The organism is Burkholderia paludis, assembly GCF_000732615.1.
Taxonomy (GTDB): Bacteria; Pseudomonadota; Gammaproteobacteria; order Burkholderiales; family Burkholderiaceae; genus Burkholderia; species Burkholderia paludis.
Map to the genome: position 1 here is coordinate 1 of NZ_JPGL01000061.1, position 15,637 is coordinate 15,637.

Sequence of the window (15,637 nt, forward strand, 5' to 3'; positions counted from 1 at the left end):
CCGATCTCGGAACCCTTCTCGAGCACGCACACGCCGATCTCGGCGCCTTTCTCGGCGGCCAGCTGCTTGAGCCGGATCGCCGCCGACAGCCCGGCAGGGCCGCCGCCGACGATCACGACGTCGTATTCCATCGATTCGCGCGGGCCGTATTGCTCGATGAGGTTTGCGGGGGTCATTGGCGTTCCTCTAACCGTTAGAATGCTTTTATTCGGGAGCGTATTGTCTGCGAAACGAAACGCTTGCCGCAACAGCACGCGGGCAGATTAGCACGATCGTTCTATTTATGTGCTAGGGTAGTGCCGCTCGGGTCATGCTGCCCGTGGCGGCGAAACGACATTGAAAGGGGAAGGACAAATGGGTCGGTCGATCAATCTGGAAGGCAAGGTTGCGCTGGTCACGGGCGCGTCGAGCGGCCTCGGGCAGCGTTTTGCGCAGGTACTGTCGCAGGCCGGTGCAAAGGTCGTGCTCGCCAGCCGCCGCGTCGAGCGCCTGAAGGAGCTGCGCGCGGAGATCGAGGCGGCGGGCGGCGCCGCGCACGTCGTATCGCTCGACGTCACCGACGTCCAGAGCATCAAGGCGGCGGTTGCGCATGCGGAGACGGAAGCCGGCACGATCGACATCCTCGTGAACAATTCGGGCGTTTCGACGATGCAGAAGCTGGTCGATGTCACGCCGGCCGATTTCGAGTTCGTGTTCGACACCAATACGCGCGGCGCATTTTTCGTTGCCCAGGAAGTCGCGAAGCGGATGATCATGCGCGCGAACGGAAGCGGCAGCGGCAAGCCGCCGTGCCGGATCATCAACATCGCGTCGGTGGCGGGGCTGCGGGTGTTTCCGCAGATCGGCCTGTACGCGATGAGCAAGGCGGCGGTCGTGCAGATGACGCGTGCGATGGCGCTGGAGTGGGGGCGCCACGGGATCAACGTCAACGCGATCTGTCCGGGGTATATCGATACCGAAATCAACCATTACCTGTGGGAAACCGAGCAGGGCCAGAAGCTGCAGTCGATGCTGCCGCGCCGGCGCGTCGGCAAGCCGCAGGATCTCGACGGGCTGTTGTTGCTGCTCGCGGCCGACGAGTCGCAGTTCATCAACGGCTCGATTATCTCCGCCGACGACGGCTTCGGCCTCGCCTGAGTGGATGACATTCAGCAACGAAGAAGACTGCAATGAGCGCAACAAGCGATTACTCCCTCGTATTCGAGATGTCGATGCCCATCCGCTGGGGTGACATGGACGCATTCGGCCACGTGAACAACACGGTCTATTTCCGCTACATGGAACAGGCGCGGATCTCGTGGTTCGAGGAACTCGGCATCGCCGGCGGCAACGGCGAAGGGCAGGGGCCCGTCATCGTCACGGCATCGATGGAATTCCTCAAGCAACTGCACTATCCGGGCGACGTGATCGCGAGGATGTCGGCCGCCAAGCCCGGCCGGAGCAGCTTCGACACCGGTTTCGAGCTCACGCGCGCGGACGATCCGCAGCACGTCTATGCGCGCGGCAAGGCGCGCTGCGTGTGGGTCGACTATGCGCTCGGCAAGTCGGTGGAAATGCCGCAGTTGCTGCGCGACACGATCGAGCGCGCGCTCGCGACCAGGATCGGCTGAACGTCGAGGCCGCGATGCCCGTCGCCGCCCGAATCGGCCGCCTCGCGCGGCCGATCGTCATAGGGGGCCGCCGTGGGCGGCCCGTTCACTGCCCGAGCAGGCGTTGCAGCAGCTCCGGCGTATTGTTCGTCCCGTATTTGCGCATCAGTCGCGCGCGGTAGATGTCGACCGTGCGGGAGCTGATGTCCAGCACACGGCCGATCTGCTTGCTGGTCTTGCCGGTCGCGAGCTGGGCGGCGATCTCGCGCTCGCGCGGGGTCAGCTCGACGGCAACCCGGCGCGTCGCGCTCAAATCCTCGAAGGTCCACACGCCGGCCGAGAGCGGGGCGTTGCGGTCGAGCGCGCGGCCCGTCACATGGCACCAGAACAGCTCGCCGTCCGCCCGCTTCATGATCCTGTCATCCGAGTAGACGCCGTTCGCCGCCATCACGCGCGAGATGCGCTCGCCGATGCGCTGGAATTCGTCCGTCGACGGGTAGAGCACCGCGTACGACTGTCCGATCAGGTCGGCCCGCGCGCACCGGAAGATCGATGCGAGCGCGTCGTTGCAATCCTCGATCACGCGGTCGCGCGACATGACGAGGCCGAGCGGCGCGAGATGGAAGGCAGTCTGGTAGTCGAGAGCGGGCATGGCGCGGGCAGGCAGTGGCAAACGCTTATGTATTTTTGCGTATTGTGCCGTATCGGCGCTGCATCGTACCCTTTCAGGCATCTCGCGGCGATGTGCCGCGACATAAAAAAGCGCGCCTCGACGCAGGCATCGCCGCGCATGCATAGAATGATGCGGCGGGCTTGCGGGCCACACGGGCGCGTGAACCGGTTTTGCTGGTTTCCATAGAGGAAGGGACAACTGATGAACAAAGTCTATCCCGGCGCGGCTGCCGCGCTGGAAGGGATCGTCCGCGACGGGCAGACCTTCGCGGTGGGCGGCTTCGGCCTGTGCGGGATTCCCGAGGCGCTGATCGCGGCGTTGCGCGATTCGGCGGTCAAGGGCCTCACCTGCATCAGCAACAACGCGGGCGTCGACGGCTTCGGCCTCGGCCTGCTGCTGGAAACGCGCCAGATCAAGAAGATGATCTCGTCGTACGTCGGCGAGAACAAGGAGTTCGAGCGCCAGTACCTGGCCGGCGAACTCGAGCTCGAATTCACGCCGCAGGGCACGCTGGCCGAAAAGCTGCGCGCGGGCGGCGCGGGCATTCCCGCGTTCTTCACGAACACGGGCTACGGCACGGTGATCGCGGAAGGCAAGGAAACGCGCCAGTTCGGCGACCGGCACTACGTGCTCGAGCCGTCGCTGACGGCCGACGTCGCACTCGTGAAGGCCTGGAAGGCCGACAAGTCGGGCAACCTGATCTATCGCCGCACGGCGCGCAACTTCAACCCGATGTGCGCGATGGCCGGCAAGATCACCGTCGCGGAGGTCGAGGAGATCGTCGAGAACGGCGAGCTCGATCCGGACCACATCCATACGCCGGGAATCTTCGTGCAGCGCATCGTGCTGAATGCGACGCCCGAAAAACGCATCGAACAACGCGTCGTACGCGCGAAAGGAGACTGACATGGCCTGGAATCGTGACCAGATGGCCGCGCGCGCGGCGAAGGAACTGCAGGACGGCTTCTACGTGAACCTCGGCATCGGCCTGCCGACGCTCGTCGCGAACCACGTGCCGGAAGGCGTCGAGGTGTGGCTGCAGTCGGAGAACGGCCTGCTCGGCATCGGCCCGTCGCCGACCGAAGACGAAGTCGACGCCGATCTCATCAACGCCGGCAAGCAGACCGTCACGACGCTGCCGGGTTCGTCGATCTTCTCGTCGGCCGATTCGTTCGCGATGATCCGCGGCGGCCACATCAACCTCGCGATCCTCGGCGCGATGCAGGTCAGCAAGCAGGGCGACCTCGCGAACTGGATGATCCCGGGCAAGATGATCAAGGGCATGGGCGGCGCGATGGACCTCGTCGCCGGCGTGAAGCGCGTCGTCGTGCTGATGGAGCACGTCGCGAAGGGCGATCAGCACAAGATCCTCGACGAGTGCAATCTGCCGCTGACGGGAGTCGGCGTGGTCGACCTGATCATTACCGATCTCGGCGTGATCGAAGTGACGTCGTCCGGCCTGAAGGTTCTCGAACTCGCCGACGGCGTGAGCGTCGACGAGATCCAGACGAAGACCGGCGCGCCGCTCGACGTCAGCGCGGTCGCCTGAGTTTTTGCGTTCCGGTTCGCCCCGCATGCCTGCCGGCATGCGGGGCGTTTGCGTATACGTTGCCCCGGTCGTACGTGCATGGCGGAACCCCCGGCTGTCCTGGCCGGTGCGTTCGCCGCGCGCGGCGTGCGGTCGATCCGGGCGCTGCCCGGACCGCTGGCCGTCCGAATGCGGCACCGGCTCCGACAGGGCGCGCGATCTCGGGCGGATGCGCGCACGAGCGATAGCCAGCGACGGCGGCAAAGCGACCCGTGATCCGGAACGGGTTTACAATCGATCGCATCCCCCGGCTGCTTGGCTCTGGCGGGCCGGGCCCACGCATGCCATCGCGCCGCACAGTACCGTCGACAGGATGCCTCCGATGCCCACTTCTTCCCTGAATTCCCCGACTCCCCGCCAGCGGCATGTGCAATGTGCCAGCGCCGTCGGTCTTCACAACATGGCGTATACCGAATGGGGCGATCCAGCCAATTCGCGCGTCCTGGTGTGCGTGCATGGCCTGACCCGTTCCGGGCGCGATTTCGACCGGCTCGCCGCCGCGCTGTCCGATACGTATCGCGTCGTGTGCCCCGATGTCGTCGGGCGCGGCCGGTCGGACTGGCTGGCCGATCCGCGGCTCTACGCGATTCCGCAATACGTGGCCGACATCGTGACGCTGATCGCGCGGCTCGACGTCGAGTCGGTCGACTGGTTCGGCACGTCGATGGGCGGCCTGATCGGCATGGCGTTCGCGGGGCTGCCGGGTTCGCCGCTGCGCCGGATGATCGTCAACGATGTCGGTCCGCGCATCGAACCCGATTCGCTGACGCGTATCGGCGAATATCTCGGCGTGCAGCCGCGCTTTGCGACCGAGCAGGAGGGGATCGACTACCTGACGTCGCTGTCGCTGCCGTTCGGCGCGCTGACCGGCGACGAGTGGCGCGAGATCAACGGGCCGCTGCTGCGCGAACTGCCCGACGGCGGCTGGACGATGCGCTACGATCCGCGCATCGCCGAGCCGTTCAAGGCGACGACGCCCGAGCTGGCCGCGCTCGGCGAGGCCGCGCTGTGGCGCGCCGTCGAGACGACGGACGCGTCGCTGCTCGTCGTGCGCGGCGAGATATCCGACCTGCTGTCGCGCGAAACGGTGGCCGACATGATGCGTCGCGGCCGGCATGTGGCAGAGGCCGAGATTCCGGGAGTGGGCCATGCGCCGGCATTCGTCGACGCCAGCCAGATTGCGCTCGCGCGGCGGTTTTTCGTCGAAGGCAGCGCATAAACGCGTCATAATATGCGGTTCGGCGGCACGCGGGCCGCGTTGCCGTCCGATTCCTACCCACTCACGACCGGAACATTCCATGGCAGTCATTCGTCACCACGTCGGGGCGCGTCTCTCCGAAACCGCGATCCACAACGGTACCGTGTATCTGGCCGGCCAGATCGCCGAAGACACCACGCAGGACATCAAGGGCCAGACGCGCGAAGTGCTCGGCCACATCGACCGCCTGCTCGCCGAAGCGAACAGCGACAAGGCGCATCTGCTGTCGGTGCAGATCTACATCTCGGATCTGGCGAACTTCGAAGGCATGAATGCGGAGTGGGACGCATGGGTCGCGCAGGGCAACACGCCGCCGCGCGCGACCGTCGAGGCGAAGCTCGCGGATCCCGCGTTGCTCGTCGAGATCGTGGTCGTTGCCGCGCAGCGGAGCTGATCCGGGCGTAATCCGAAGATGACCGCATTTCGCCAGGCCTAGCCATGACCGAATCCGTTTCCGCTTCCCCCGTCGCGGCGCCGTCGTTCGACGAGGTGCTCGCGTTCGTGCGCGAACGGGCGGGTGACGCGCGCCTGTCGTCGGGCGAATTGCTTGCCGATCACTCGGCGGGCACGGCGTCGATCATGCGCACGCTGAACGTCGATCCGTCCGCGATGCAGGCGGCCGCGCTGTTCGTGCTGACGCCGCATCTGAGCGACCCGGAGCGCGAGCTCACCGAGCGTTTCGGCGACGAAGTGGCGCGGCTCGTGTCGGACGTGCGCAAGCTGTTGCGGCTCGGCACCGTCAGCCTGCGTGTCGCGAGCGCGGTGCCCGAAGCGGGGCGCGACGCGGCGGAAGAGCGGCGTACGCAGATCGAGGCGCTGCGCAAGATGCTGCTCGCGTTCGCGCAGGACATCCGCGTAGTGCTGATCCGGCTCGCGTCGCGTCTGCAATCGCTGCGCTACTACGCGGCCGCGAAGATCGATCCGCCGCCCGACGTCGCGCGCGAGACGCTCGACATCTACGCGCCGCTCGCGAACCGTCTCGGTATCTGGCAACTGAAATGGGAGCTCGAGGATCTCGCGTTCCGCTTCGAGGATCCGGTCACCTACAAACGGATCGCGAAGCTGCTCGACGAGAAGCGCATCGAGCGCGAGGCGTATGTCACGCAGGCGATCGAGCGGCTGCAGCGCGAGCTGGCGGAGGCGAACATCCAGGCCGACGTGAGCGGCCGGCCGAAGCACATCTACAGCATCTGGCGCAAGATGCGCGGCAAGGAGCTCGACTTCTCCGAGCTGTACGACGTGCGTGCGTTTCGCGTGATCGTGCCGGACATCAAGGATTGCTACGCGGTGCTCGGCATCGTGCATCACCTGTGGCAGCCGGTGCCGAAGGAATTCGACGACTACATCTCGCGCCCCAAGCCGAACGGCTACAAGTCGCTGCACACGGTCGTGATCGGCGACGACGGCCGCGCGTTCGAGGTGCAGATCCGCACGCAGGAGATGCATCGTTTCGCCGAATACGGCGTTGCGGCGCACTGGCGCTACAAGGAGGCCGGCGCGCGCGGCTACGGCGGCCAGTTCTCGGCGAGCGACAAGTACGACGAGAAGATCGCGTGGCTCCGTCAGTTGCTGGCGTGGAAAGACGACATCGAGGACGGCGCGGAAAAGTCGGGCGACAAGGCGTGGGCGCAACTGCGCGAGACGTCGCTCGACGACGACCACATCTATGTGCTGACGCCGCAGGCGCGCGTGATCGCGTTGCCGCAGGGCGCGACGCCGGTCGATTTCGCGTACCACCTGCACAGCGAGCTGGGCCACCGCTGCCGCGGCGCGCGTGTCGACGGCGCGATGGTGCCGCTCAATACGCCGCTCGCAAACGGCCAGACGGTCGAGATCGTCGCGGTGAAGGAGGGCGGGCCGTCGCGCGACTGGCTGAACCTGCAGCTCGGCTACATGAAAAGCCCGCGCGCGCGGCAGAAAGTGCGGGCATGGTTCAACGGGATCGAGCAGGAAGAGAACATCGCGCACGGCCGCGCGCTCGTCGAAAAGACGCTGCAGCGCGAAGGCAAGACGTCGGTCAGTCTCGACAACCTCGCCGCGAAGCTCGGCTTCAAGTCGCCCGAGGAGTTGTTCTCGGTGGTCGGCAAGGAAGAATTCAGCCTGCGCAACGTCGAGCACGCGCTGTCCGATGCGCCGCCGCCCGAGCCGGCGCCCGAGGCGCCCGCCGATTTCGAGAAGCGCAGCAGTGGCGCGAGCGTCGCGCACGGCGCGTCGACCGGCGTGCTGGTGGTGGGCGTCGACGCGCTGCTGACCCAGCTCGCGCGCTGCTGCCGCCCGGCGCCGCCCGATCCGATCAGCGGTTTCGTCACGCGCGGCAAGGGGATGTCGATCCACCGCACCGATTGCCCGACGTTTCGCCGGATGGTCGAGCGCGCGCCGGAGCGCGTGCTGCAGACGACCTGGTCGGCCGATGTGCTGGGCGGCCGTGGCGCGTCCGTCTATCCGGTCGACCTGATGATCGAGGCCAGCGACCGGCAAGGGTTGCTGCGCGACATCTCGGAAGTGTTCGCGCGCGAGAAGATGAATGTGGTGGGGGTGAAGACGCAGAGCCGCCGCAATGCGGCGTTCATGCAGTTTACCGTCGAGGTGTCGAATTCGGCGCAGGTGCAGCGTGCGTGCGCGCTGCTCGGCGAGGTGCAGGGCGTCGTGCGGGCCGGGCGGAAGGCGTGATGGGGTCGAATTCCAGCTTTTTTGCTGCGGCCGCATAAAAACGCTTGCCAAACGGGTAATCGCTCCATATAATTTCAGCTTCTCTAGGCTCGTAGCTCAGCTGGTTAGAGCACCACCTTGACATGGTGGGGGTCGTTGGTTCGAGTCCAATCGAGCCTACCAACGAATTGAGAATGCCCGGTCTCCGGGTGTTCGATGCAGTAAATAACTCAACGCAAACAAGGCGAATACGGTTATGACACCGCGAACGTTGACCGAAACTTTTTCGGAGCGACGCTAGTCGAGGAACCCTTTCGCCCTTTCAGTTTGAGTGAAGTATCGAATGCGGCCCCTCGAAAGCGGGGCCGCATTTTTTTTGTTCCAAAATTTCACGCGATGGTTTTCGTCGCGTATCTGGTCTGCCGCCCACTGTCGGCATCACGGAGATTGCTATGGTTTCGATACGCTTGCCTGACGGCTCAGTTCGACAATACGAGCATCCGGTGACAGTTGCCGAGGTTGCGGCCTCGATCGGTCCCGGCCTTGCGAAGGCTGCGCTTGGCGGCAAGCTCGATGGCGAGCTCGTCGATACCTCGGCCGTGATCGACCGCGACGCGTCGCTCGCGATCGTCACCGACAAGGACGCCGACGGCCTCGACATCATCCGCCATTCGACGGCGCACTTGCTCGCGTATGCGGTGAAGGAACTGTATCCGGATGCGCAGGTGACGATCGGCCCGGTGATCGACAACGGCTTCTATTACGACTTCTCGTACAACCGGCCGTTTACGCCGGAAGATCTGGAAAAGATCGAAAAGCGCATGCAGGAGCTCGTGAAGAAGGACGAGCCCGTGACGCGCCGTGTCGTGTCGCGCGACGAGGCGGCCGGTTACTTCCGCAGCATCGGCGAGAAGTACAAGGCCGAGATCATCGAATCGATTCCGCAAAGCGACGAAATCAAGCTGTATTCGCACGGCGGCTTCACCGATCTGTGCCGCGGCCCGCACGTCCCGTCGACGGGCAAGCTGAAGGTTTTCAAGCTGATGAAGGTCGCGGGCGCGTACTGGCGCGGCGATTCGAAGAACGAGCAGCTGCAGCGCATCTACGGCACGGCCTGGACGAAGAAGGAAGACCAGGATCAGTACCTGCACATGCTCGAGGAAGCGGAAAAGCGCGACCACCGCAAGCTCGGCAAGCAGCTCGACCTGTTCCACATGCAGGAAGAGTCGCCGGGCATGGTGTTCTGGCATCCGAAGGGCTGGGCGCTGTGGCAGCAGGTCGAGCAGTACATGCGCCGCCGCGTGAACGAAGCCGGCTACCTCGAGATCAAGACGCCGATGATCATGGACCGCTCGCTGTGGGAGGCGTCGGGCCACTGGCAGAACTATCGCGAGAACATGTTCACGACGGAGTCGGAAAAGCGCGACTACGCGATCAAGCCGATGAACTGCCCGGGCCACGTCCAGGTGTTCAAGCACGGCCTGCGCTCGTATCGCGACCTGCCGCTGCGTTACGCGGAATTCGGCTCGTGCCACCGCAACGAGGCGTCGGGAGCGCTGCATGGCCTGATGCGCGTGCGCGGCTTCGTGCAGGACGATGCGCACATCTTCTGTACGGAAGATCAGTTCATCTCGGAATCGATCGCGTTCAACACGCTGGCCATGAGCGTGTACAAGGACTTCGGTTTCGATCAAATCGACATCAAGCTGTCGCTGCGCCCGGAGCAGCGTGCGGGCACGGACGAGACGTGGGATCGCGCCGAGCAGGGCCTGCGCGACGCGCTGACCGCCTGCGGCCTGACGTGGGAAGAATTGCCGGGTGAGGGCGCGTTCTACGGCCCGAAGATCGAGTACCACATCAAGGATGCGCTCGGCCGTTCGTGGCAGTGCGGCACGCTGCAGCTCGACATGGTGCTGCCGGAGCGCCTCGGCGCCGAGTATGTGGCGGACGACAGCAGCCGCCGCCGGCCGGTGATGTTGCACCGTGCGATCGTCGGTTCGATGGAGCGTTTCCTCGGCATTTTGATCGAGCACCACGCTGGTGCAATGCCCGCCTGGCTCGCGCCGTTCCAGGCAGTTGTGCTCAATATTGCCGAAAGTCAGGCCGAATATGCGCAATCTCTGGCCCAATCGTTGCAAAAACAAGGGGTTAGGGTGGAGGCAGATTTGCGCAACGAGAAGATTAGCTATAAAATACGCGAGCACACGCTGGAAAAGGTGCCTTATCTCCTCGTCGTGGGCGATAAGGAGCGTGATGCGCAAACGGTAGCCGTGCGTGCCCGTGGCGGCGTCGATCTTGGCGTGATGCCGGTCGAAGCCTTCGTTGAGCGTCTGCAGGAAGACCTGCGCTCGTTCAAGTAACCGCCCTGGCAGCGCGGCTCGTTTTTTTAATTTTTAGAGGAAACGTAACATCGCTACTGATAAGTCGTCGCATCGCATCAACGGTGAAATCACTGCGCCGGAAGTGCGTCTGGTCGGGATCGAGAACGAACCGCTCGGTATCGTAAAACTCGCTGATGCTTTCCGTAAATCGGAAGAACTGGATGTTGACCTGGTGGAAATCGCGCCGCAAGCGGTTCCCCCGGTTTGCCGTCTGATGGATTACGGCAAGTTCAAGTACCAGGAATCGAAGAAGCAGCACGAAGCGAAGCTGAAGCAGAAGGTCATCCAGGTCAAGGAAGTCAAGTTCCGCCCGGGTACCGATGACGGGGATTACAACGTCAAGCTCCGCAATCTCGTGCGCTTCCTCGAAGAGGGCGACAAGACGAAGATCACGTTGCGTTTCCGCGGCCGCGAAATGGCTCACCAGGAAATCGGTATGCGGATGCTGGAGCGTCTGCGCACGGATCTCGAGGAAGTCGGCCAGGTCGAGCAGATGCCGAAGATGGAAGGGCGCCAGATGATCATGGTGCTCTCGCCGAAGAAAAAGAAGTAAACCGGGCCGGCGCGCCGTGCGCGCGGGTTTGGCAGTGGTTCGGCGCGTTGCCCGGTCAGGGCGGCGCGCCAGCAACGGCGGCTGCGCAAGCGGTTCGCCGTACACAAGTGGACTGGGTTTCGAAGGGCGGGTCAAGGGCGCAAGCCAACCGCACACCCATCGCCATCTAATAAACTGGAGTTGTTCGTCATGCCTAAGATGAAGACCAAGAAGAGCGCTGCAAAGCGCTTCGTGGTGCGTCCGGGCGGTACCGTCAAGCGCGGTCAAGCCTTCAAGCGTCACATCCTGACCAAGAAAACCACGAAGAACAAGCGCCATCTGCGCGGCGCCACGGCAGTTCATGATTCCGATCTGAACTCCGTCCGCGCGATGCTCCCGTTCGCGTAACCCCTCAATCGATACTCCAAGGAGAGAAACATGCCTCGAGTCAAACGTGGGGTAACCGCACGGGCCCGCCACAAGAAGATCATCAACCTGGCCAAGGGTTATCGCGGTCGCCGCAATAACGTCTACCGCATCGCCAAGCAGGCGGTGATGCGCGCTGGTCAGTACGCGTACCGCGATCGCCGCAACAAGAAGCGTGTGTTCCGCGCACTGTGGATCACGCGTATCAACGCGGCAGTTCGCCAGCACGACATGACCTACAGCGTGTTCATCAACGGCCTGAAGAAGGCGTCGATCGAACTCGACCGTAAGGTGCTGGCCGACATGGCGGTGTTCGACAAGGCTGCTTTTGCTGCGATCGTCAAGCAGGTGAAAGCCGCCGTTGCAGGCTAATTGAGAAATTGGCACTGCGTGGTGAGTTGCAGCGACGTTCCGGTAGTTTCGGCCGCTGCAGCGAAAACGGGGCTCTTCCGAGCCCCTTTTTTGTTTGGTGAGGTAGTTTCGCTCGCCAAGACCGAATGACGTTGGAAATGATGGGATCTATGGATCTGGACCAGATTGTCGCCGACGCGCAGCAGTCCTTCGAACAGGCTGCCGACATCACCACGCTCGAAAACGAGAAAGCACGATTTCTCGGCAAGTCGGGTGCGCTGACCGAGTTGCTCAAGGGCCTCGGCAAGCTCGATCCCGAAGCACGCAAGACCGAAGGCGCACGCATCAACGTCGCGAAGCAGCAGGTTGAAGCCGCGCTGACCGCGCGTCGCCAGGCACTGGCCGATGCGCTGCTGAACCAGCGCCTCGCCGCCGAGGCGATCGACGTGACGCTGCCGGGCCGCGGTGCCGGTGCAGGCAGCCTGCACCCCGTGATGCGCACGTGGGAGCGCGTCGAACAGATTTTCCGCTCGATCGGCTTCGACGTGGCCGACGGTCCCGAAATCGAGACCGACTGGTACAACTTCACGTCGCTGAACAGCCCGGAGAACCATCCGGCGCGTTCGATGCAGGACACCTTCTACGTTGAAGGCAAGGACGCCGACGGCCGCCAGCTGCTGCTGCGCACGCACACGAGCCCGATGCAGGTGCGTTACGCGCGCATGAACCGCCCGCCGATCAAGGTGATCGCGCCGGGCCGCACGTATCGCGTCGACAGCGATGCAACCCACTCGCCGATGTTCAATCAGGTCGAGGGGCTGTGGATCGACGAGAACATCAGCTTTGCCGACCTCAAGGGCGTCTATACCGACTTCCTGAAAAAATTCTTCGAGCGCGATGATATCCTCGTGCGCTTCCGTCCGTCGTATTTCCCGTTCACGGAACCGTCGGCCGAGATCGACATGATGTTCGAGCAAGGCAAGAACGCCGGCAAGTGGCTCGAGATCTCCGGTTCGGGGCAGGTGCATCCGACCGTGATTCGCAACATGGGCCTCGATCCCGAACGCTATATCGGCTTCGCGTTCGGCAGCGGCCTCGAGCGCCTGACGATGCTGCGCTACGGCGTCCAGGATCTCCGGCTGTTCTTCGAGAACGACCTGCGGTTCCTGCGCCAGTTCGCATAACGCCGCCGCCGCGCCGACCTGTGCCCGCGCATGCCCCGACGGACGATCCGATGGGGCCCGGGCGTCGATCTAACCTGTTTCGAACGTAGACATCCATGCAATTCCCTGAATCCTGGTTGAGAACCTTTGTCGACCCGCAGCTGACGACCGACGAACTGTCGCATGCGCTGACGATGGCGGGGCTCGAAGTCGAATCGCTGAGCAAGGCTGCGCCGCCGACGTCGAAGATCGTCGTCGGCCGCGTGCTCGAAGTCGTCAAGCATCCGGATGCGGACAAGCTCAATGTCTGCCAGGTCGACGCCGGCACCGGCGCGACGTTGAATATCGTCTGCGGCGCACCGAACGTCGCGCCCGGCATCAAGGTGCCGGTCGCGCTGGTCGGCGCGGAGTTGCCGCCGGCGGAAGAAGGCGGCAAGCCGTTCGCGATCAAGCTGTCGAAGCTGCGCGGCGTCGAGAGCCAGGGGATGCTGTGCTCGGCGCGCGAGCTGAAGCTGTCGGAAGACCACAGCGGCCTGCTGATCCTGCCGGACGACACGCCGGTCGGCCAGGATATTCGCGAGACGCTCAATCTCGACGACACGATCTTCGAAGTCAAGCTGACGCCGAACAAGGCCGACTGCCTGTCCGTATTCGGCATCGCGCGCGAGACGGCCGCGATCACCGGCGCGCCGCTGACGCCGGTCGACATCCGCCCGGTGCCCGTCGAGCTCGAGGAAACGCTGCCGGTGCGCATCGCGGCGCCCGATCTGTGCGGCCGTTTCTCGGGCCGTGTGATCCGCGGCGTGAACGCGCGTGCGAAGACCCCGCAGTGGATGGTCGAGCGCCTCGAGCGTTCGGGCCAGCGCAGCGTGTCGGCACTCGTCGACATCTCGAACTACGTGATGTTCGAACTCGGCCGCCCGTCGCACGTGTTCGATCTCGACAAGATCCACGGCGGTATCGAGGTGCGCTGGGGCAAGCGCGGCGAATCGCTGAAGCTGCTCAACGGCAACACGGTCGAGCTCGACGAAACGGTCGGCGTGATTTCGGACGACGCCCAGGTCGAAAGCCTGGCCGGCATCATGGGCGGCGACAGCACCGCCGTCACGCTCGACACGACCCATATCTACCTGGAAGCCGCGTTCTGGTGGCCGGACAGCATCCGCGGCCGTGCGCGCAAGTACAACTTCTCGACCGATGCGGCGCACCGCTTCGAGCGCGGCGTCGATTACGCGACGACCGTCGAGCACGTCGAGCGCATCACGCAACTGATTCTCGAGATTTGCGGCGGCAAGGCCGGCCCGGTCGACGATCAGTCCGTGAACCTGCCGCAGCGGGCGCCGGTGAAGATGCGCGTGTCGCGCGCGAACCGCATCATCGGCGTGCAGATCGGCGCCGACGAGATCGCCAGCATCTTCACGCGCCTCGGCCTGCCGTTCGAGCGTGAGGACGACGCGTTCCTCGTCACGCCGCCGTCGCACCGCTTCGATATCGAGATCGAGGAAGACCTGATCGAGGAAGTGGCGCGGATTTACGGTTTCGAGAAGATTCCGGCCCGCCCGCCGGTCGCGACGAGCGAAATGCGTGCGACCGACGAGACGCGGCGCTCGATCCACGACATCCGTCATGCGCTCGCCGCGCGCGACTACGCGGAAACCGTCAACTTCAGCTTCGTCGATGCGGAGTGGGAGCGCGATTTCGCAGGCAACGACAACCCGATCCGGCTGTTGAACCCGATCGCGAGCCAGCTTTCGGTCATGCGCACGACGCTGTTCGGGAGCCTGGTTGCCGTGCTGCGCCATAACCTGAATCGCCGCGCCGATCGTGTTCGCGTGTTCGAATCGGGCCGCGTGTTCCTCGCCGATCCGGCGGTGAAGGCCGGCGAACTGGCGGTCGAAGGTCATGCGCAGCCGAAGCGTGTCGGCGCGCTGGCGTACGGCCCCGCGGTCGATGAGCAATGGGGCGTGGCGACCCGTCCGGTCGATTTCTTCGACGTGAAGGGCGATCTCGAGGCGCTGCTTGCCCCTGCGTCCGCACGCTTCGTGAAGGCAGAGCATCCGGCCCTTCATCCGGGCCGCAGCGCGCGCATCGAGGTCGACGGCCGCGCGGTCGGCTGGATCGGCGAACTGCACCCGCGCCTGATGCAGAAGTACGAGCTGCCGCATGCGCCCGTGATGTTCGAAATCGACACGGACGCGTTGATGGCCCGTGCGCTGCCCGCGCCGTCCGACGTGTCGAAATTCCCGCCGGTCCGTCGCGATATCGCCGTTGTCGTCGATCAGGCGGTCGAGGTTCAGGCACTTTTCGACGAAATGAAGAAGGCGCTTGCCGAAGAGGCCTGCCGATTCGTTCAGAAGGTTGTACTCTTCGACGAATTTCGTGCAAAATCAAATACTTCCGGTGGTCTTGCCGCGCACGAGAAGAGCCTTGCCTTCCGCGTGACGCTGCAGGACGCGGCTGGCACGTTACAGGACGAGGTCGTCGATCAGGCGATCCAGACGCTGGTCGAGCGGATGGCTCGTGCCGGTGCGCGCCTGCGCGGCTAAGGAGAGGGGCCGCCCGCACGCGGGCGGCTTGCTCCGATCGTAAGTTTTGATTTAACGCGCTGTATGGCAGATATGAACGACATGACCTCGAGTGAATTCGAAGCCCTCCTGACGGCGCAACGCAGCGCCATGAACCGCGACGCTTCGGCGCCGGCGTCCACCGAGACGCCCACGCTCACGAAGGCGGAGCTGGCGGAGCTGCTGTTCGACAGCGTCGGGCTGAACAAGCGTGAAGCGAAGGACATGGTCGAGGCATTTTTCGAAGTGATCCGCGACGCGCTCGAGAACGGCGAAAGCGTCAAGTTGTCGGGATTCGGCAATTTCCAGTTGCGCGACAAGCCGCAGCGTCCGGGCCGCAATCCGAAGACGGGCGAGGCGATTCCGATCGCGGCTCGCCGGGTGGTAACCTTCCACGCGAGCCAGAAGCTGAAGGCGCTGGTCGAAAACGGCGCGGAGTAAATCGCCGCGCACTGACGTCCCG

The 15,637-nt window shown here is 64.3% G+C and carries 16 protein-coding genes and 1 tRNA gene; 15 read left to right on the forward strand and 2 right to left on the reverse strand.

All coding sequences use genetic code 11. The annotated features are described in order from the left end of the window. The coding region (locus tag GQ56_RS44870) for an FAD-dependent oxidoreductase (RefSeq protein ID WP_152601902.1) at positions 1-176 on the reverse strand (176 nt) is incomplete at its 3' end. 178 nt (positions 177-354) lie between these two features. Between GQ56_RS44870 and GQ56_RS0130045 the strand changes: the two genes are divergently transcribed. Beyond that, the gene (locus GQ56_RS0130045; protein WP_031402181.1) at positions 355-1,137 is read left to right on the forward strand and encodes an SDR family oxidoreductase; all 783 of its coding nucleotides are present in this window, start codon (positions 355-357) and stop codon (positions 1,135-1,137) included. A gap of 32 nt (positions 1,138-1,169) precedes the next feature. Beyond that, positions 1,170-1,610, forward strand: coding sequence for an acyl-CoA thioesterase (locus GQ56_RS0130050; protein ID WP_031402182.1), 441 nt, complete (start codon positions 1,170-1,172; stop codon positions 1,608-1,610). 85 nt (positions 1,611-1,695) lie between these two features. On the opposite strand, the gene GQ56_RS0130055 is transcribed toward GQ56_RS0130050, so the two are convergent. Beyond that, positions 1,696-2,241 carry a LuxR C-terminal-related transcriptional regulator gene (locus tag GQ56_RS0130055; protein ID WP_031402183.1) on the reverse strand — a complete coding sequence of 182 codons (546 nt, stop codon included), beginning with the start codon at positions 2,239-2,241 and terminating at the stop codon, positions 1,696-1,698. Between the two features lie 222 nt (positions 2,242-2,463). On the opposite strand from GQ56_RS0130055, the gene GQ56_RS0130060 reads away from it, so the two are divergent. From GQ56_RS0130060 to GQ56_RS0130120, 13 genes are all read left to right on the forward strand, one after another. Further along, a complete protein-coding gene (locus GQ56_RS0130060) occupies positions 2,464-3,168 on the forward strand; it encodes a CoA transferase subunit A (RefSeq protein ID WP_031402184.1) in 705 nt (234 codons plus the stop codon). A 1-nt stretch (position 3,169) separates the two neighbouring features. Beyond that, on the forward strand, positions 3,170-3,811 hold the full coding sequence (locus tag GQ56_RS0130065) for a CoA transferase subunit B (protein ID WP_031402185.1): 642 nt from the start codon (positions 3,170-3,172) through the stop codon (positions 3,809-3,811). Positions 3,812-4,172: 361 nt separating this feature from the next. Beyond that, positions 4,173-5,069 carry an alpha/beta fold hydrolase gene (locus tag GQ56_RS0130070; protein ID WP_031402186.1) on the forward strand — a complete coding sequence of 299 codons (897 nt, stop codon included), beginning with the start codon at positions 4,173-4,175 and terminating at the stop codon, positions 5,067-5,069. A gap of 79 nt (positions 5,070-5,148) precedes the next feature. After that, positions 5,149-5,502 carry a RidA family protein gene (locus GQ56_RS0130075; RefSeq protein WP_014897238.1) on the forward strand — a complete coding sequence of 118 codons (354 nt, stop codon included), beginning with the start codon at positions 5,149-5,151 and terminating at the stop codon, positions 5,500-5,502. Positions 5,503-5,546: 44 nt separating this feature from the next. Continuing rightward, positions 5,547-7,778, forward strand: a complete 2,232-nt coding sequence (locus GQ56_RS0130080; protein WP_031402187.1) for a RelA/SpoT family protein — start codon at positions 5,547-5,549, stop codon at positions 7,776-7,778. Between the two features lie 85 nt (positions 7,779-7,863). Continuing rightward, a tRNA-Val gene (locus GQ56_RS0130085) sits at positions 7,864-7,940 on the forward strand. A gap of 269 nt (positions 7,941-8,209) precedes the next feature. Then, the gene (gene thrS, locus GQ56_RS0130090; RefSeq protein ID WP_031402188.1) at positions 8,210-10,117 is read left to right on the forward strand and encodes a threonine--tRNA ligase; all 1,908 of its coding nucleotides are present in this window, start codon (positions 8,210-8,212) and stop codon (positions 10,115-10,117) included. Between the two features lie 49 nt (positions 10,118-10,166). Next, a complete protein-coding gene (gene infC, locus GQ56_RS0130095) occupies positions 10,167-10,691 on the forward strand; it encodes a translation initiation factor IF-3 (protein WP_071734130.1) in 525 nt (174 codons plus the stop codon). Positions 10,692-10,880: 189 nt separating this feature from the next. Then, positions 10,881-11,078: a 50S ribosomal protein L35 gene (gene rpmI / locus GQ56_RS0130100; protein WP_004191477.1), complete on the forward strand. Its 198-nt coding sequence runs from the start codon at positions 10,881-10,883 to the stop codon at positions 11,076-11,078. A gap of 30 nt (positions 11,079-11,108) precedes the next feature. Next, positions 11,109-11,468, forward strand: coding sequence for a 50S ribosomal protein L20 (gene rplT, locus GQ56_RS0130105; protein WP_031402189.1), 360 nt, complete (start codon positions 11,109-11,111; stop codon positions 11,466-11,468). A 149-nt stretch (positions 11,469-11,617) separates the two neighbouring features. After that, on the forward strand, positions 11,618-12,631 hold the full coding sequence (gene pheS / locus GQ56_RS0130110; RefSeq protein WP_031402190.1) for a phenylalanine--tRNA ligase subunit alpha: 1,014 nt from the start codon (positions 11,618-11,620) through the stop codon (positions 12,629-12,631). Between the two features lie 95 nt (positions 12,632-12,726). Further along, a complete protein-coding gene (gene pheT / locus GQ56_RS0130115) occupies positions 12,727-15,156 on the forward strand; it encodes a phenylalanine--tRNA ligase subunit beta (RefSeq protein ID WP_031402191.1) in 2,430 nt (809 codons plus the stop codon). A gap of 72 nt (positions 15,157-15,228) precedes the next feature. Further along, positions 15,229-15,615, forward strand: a complete 387-nt coding sequence (locus GQ56_RS0130120) for an integration host factor subunit alpha (protein ID WP_006486093.1) — start codon at positions 15,229-15,231, stop codon at positions 15,613-15,615. The last annotated feature ends 22 nt before the right edge of the window (positions 15,616-15,637 follow it).

Coding starts and splice junctions, on each gene's coding strand:
- GQ56_RS0130045 (WP_031402181.1), top strand. CDS start 355: ATGGGTCGGTCGATCAATCTGGAAGGCAAGGTTGCGCTGGTCACGGGC.
- GQ56_RS0130050 (WP_031402182.1), top strand. CDS start 1,170: ATGAGCGCAACAAGCGATTACTCCCTCGTATTCGAGATGTCGATGCCC.
- GQ56_RS0130055 (WP_031402183.1), bottom strand. CDS start 2,241: ATGCCCGCTCTCGACTACCAGACTGCCTTCCATCTCGCGCCGCTCGGC.
- GQ56_RS0130060 (WP_031402184.1), top strand. CDS start 2,464: ATGAACAAAGTCTATCCCGGCGCGGCTGCCGCGCTGGAAGGGATCGTC.
- GQ56_RS0130065 (WP_031402185.1), top strand. CDS start 3,170: ATGGCCTGGAATCGTGACCAGATGGCCGCGCGCGCGGCGAAGGAACTG.
- GQ56_RS0130070 (WP_031402186.1), top strand. CDS start 4,173: ATGCCCACTTCTTCCCTGAATTCCCCGACTCCCCGCCAGCGGCATGTG.
- GQ56_RS0130075 (WP_014897238.1), top strand. CDS start 5,149: ATGGCAGTCATTCGTCACCACGTCGGGGCGCGTCTCTCCGAAACCGCG.
- GQ56_RS0130080 (WP_031402187.1), top strand. CDS start 5,547: ATGACCGAATCCGTTTCCGCTTCCCCCGTCGCGGCGCCGTCGTTCGAC.
- thrS (WP_031402188.1), top strand. CDS start 8,210: ATGGTTTCGATACGCTTGCCTGACGGCTCAGTTCGACAATACGAGCAT.
- rpmI (WP_004191477.1), top strand. CDS start 10,881: ATGCCTAAGATGAAGACCAAGAAGAGCGCTGCAAAGCGCTTCGTGGTG.
- rplT (WP_031402189.1), top strand. CDS start 11,109: ATGCCTCGAGTCAAACGTGGGGTAACCGCACGGGCCCGCCACAAGAAG.
- pheS (WP_031402190.1), top strand. CDS start 11,618: ATGGATCTGGACCAGATTGTCGCCGACGCGCAGCAGTCCTTCGAACAG.
- pheT (WP_031402191.1), top strand. CDS start 12,727: ATGCAATTCCCTGAATCCTGGTTGAGAACCTTTGTCGACCCGCAGCTG.
- GQ56_RS0130120 (WP_006486093.1), top strand. CDS start 15,229: ATGAACGACATGACCTCGAGTGAATTCGAAGCCCTCCTGACGGCGCAA.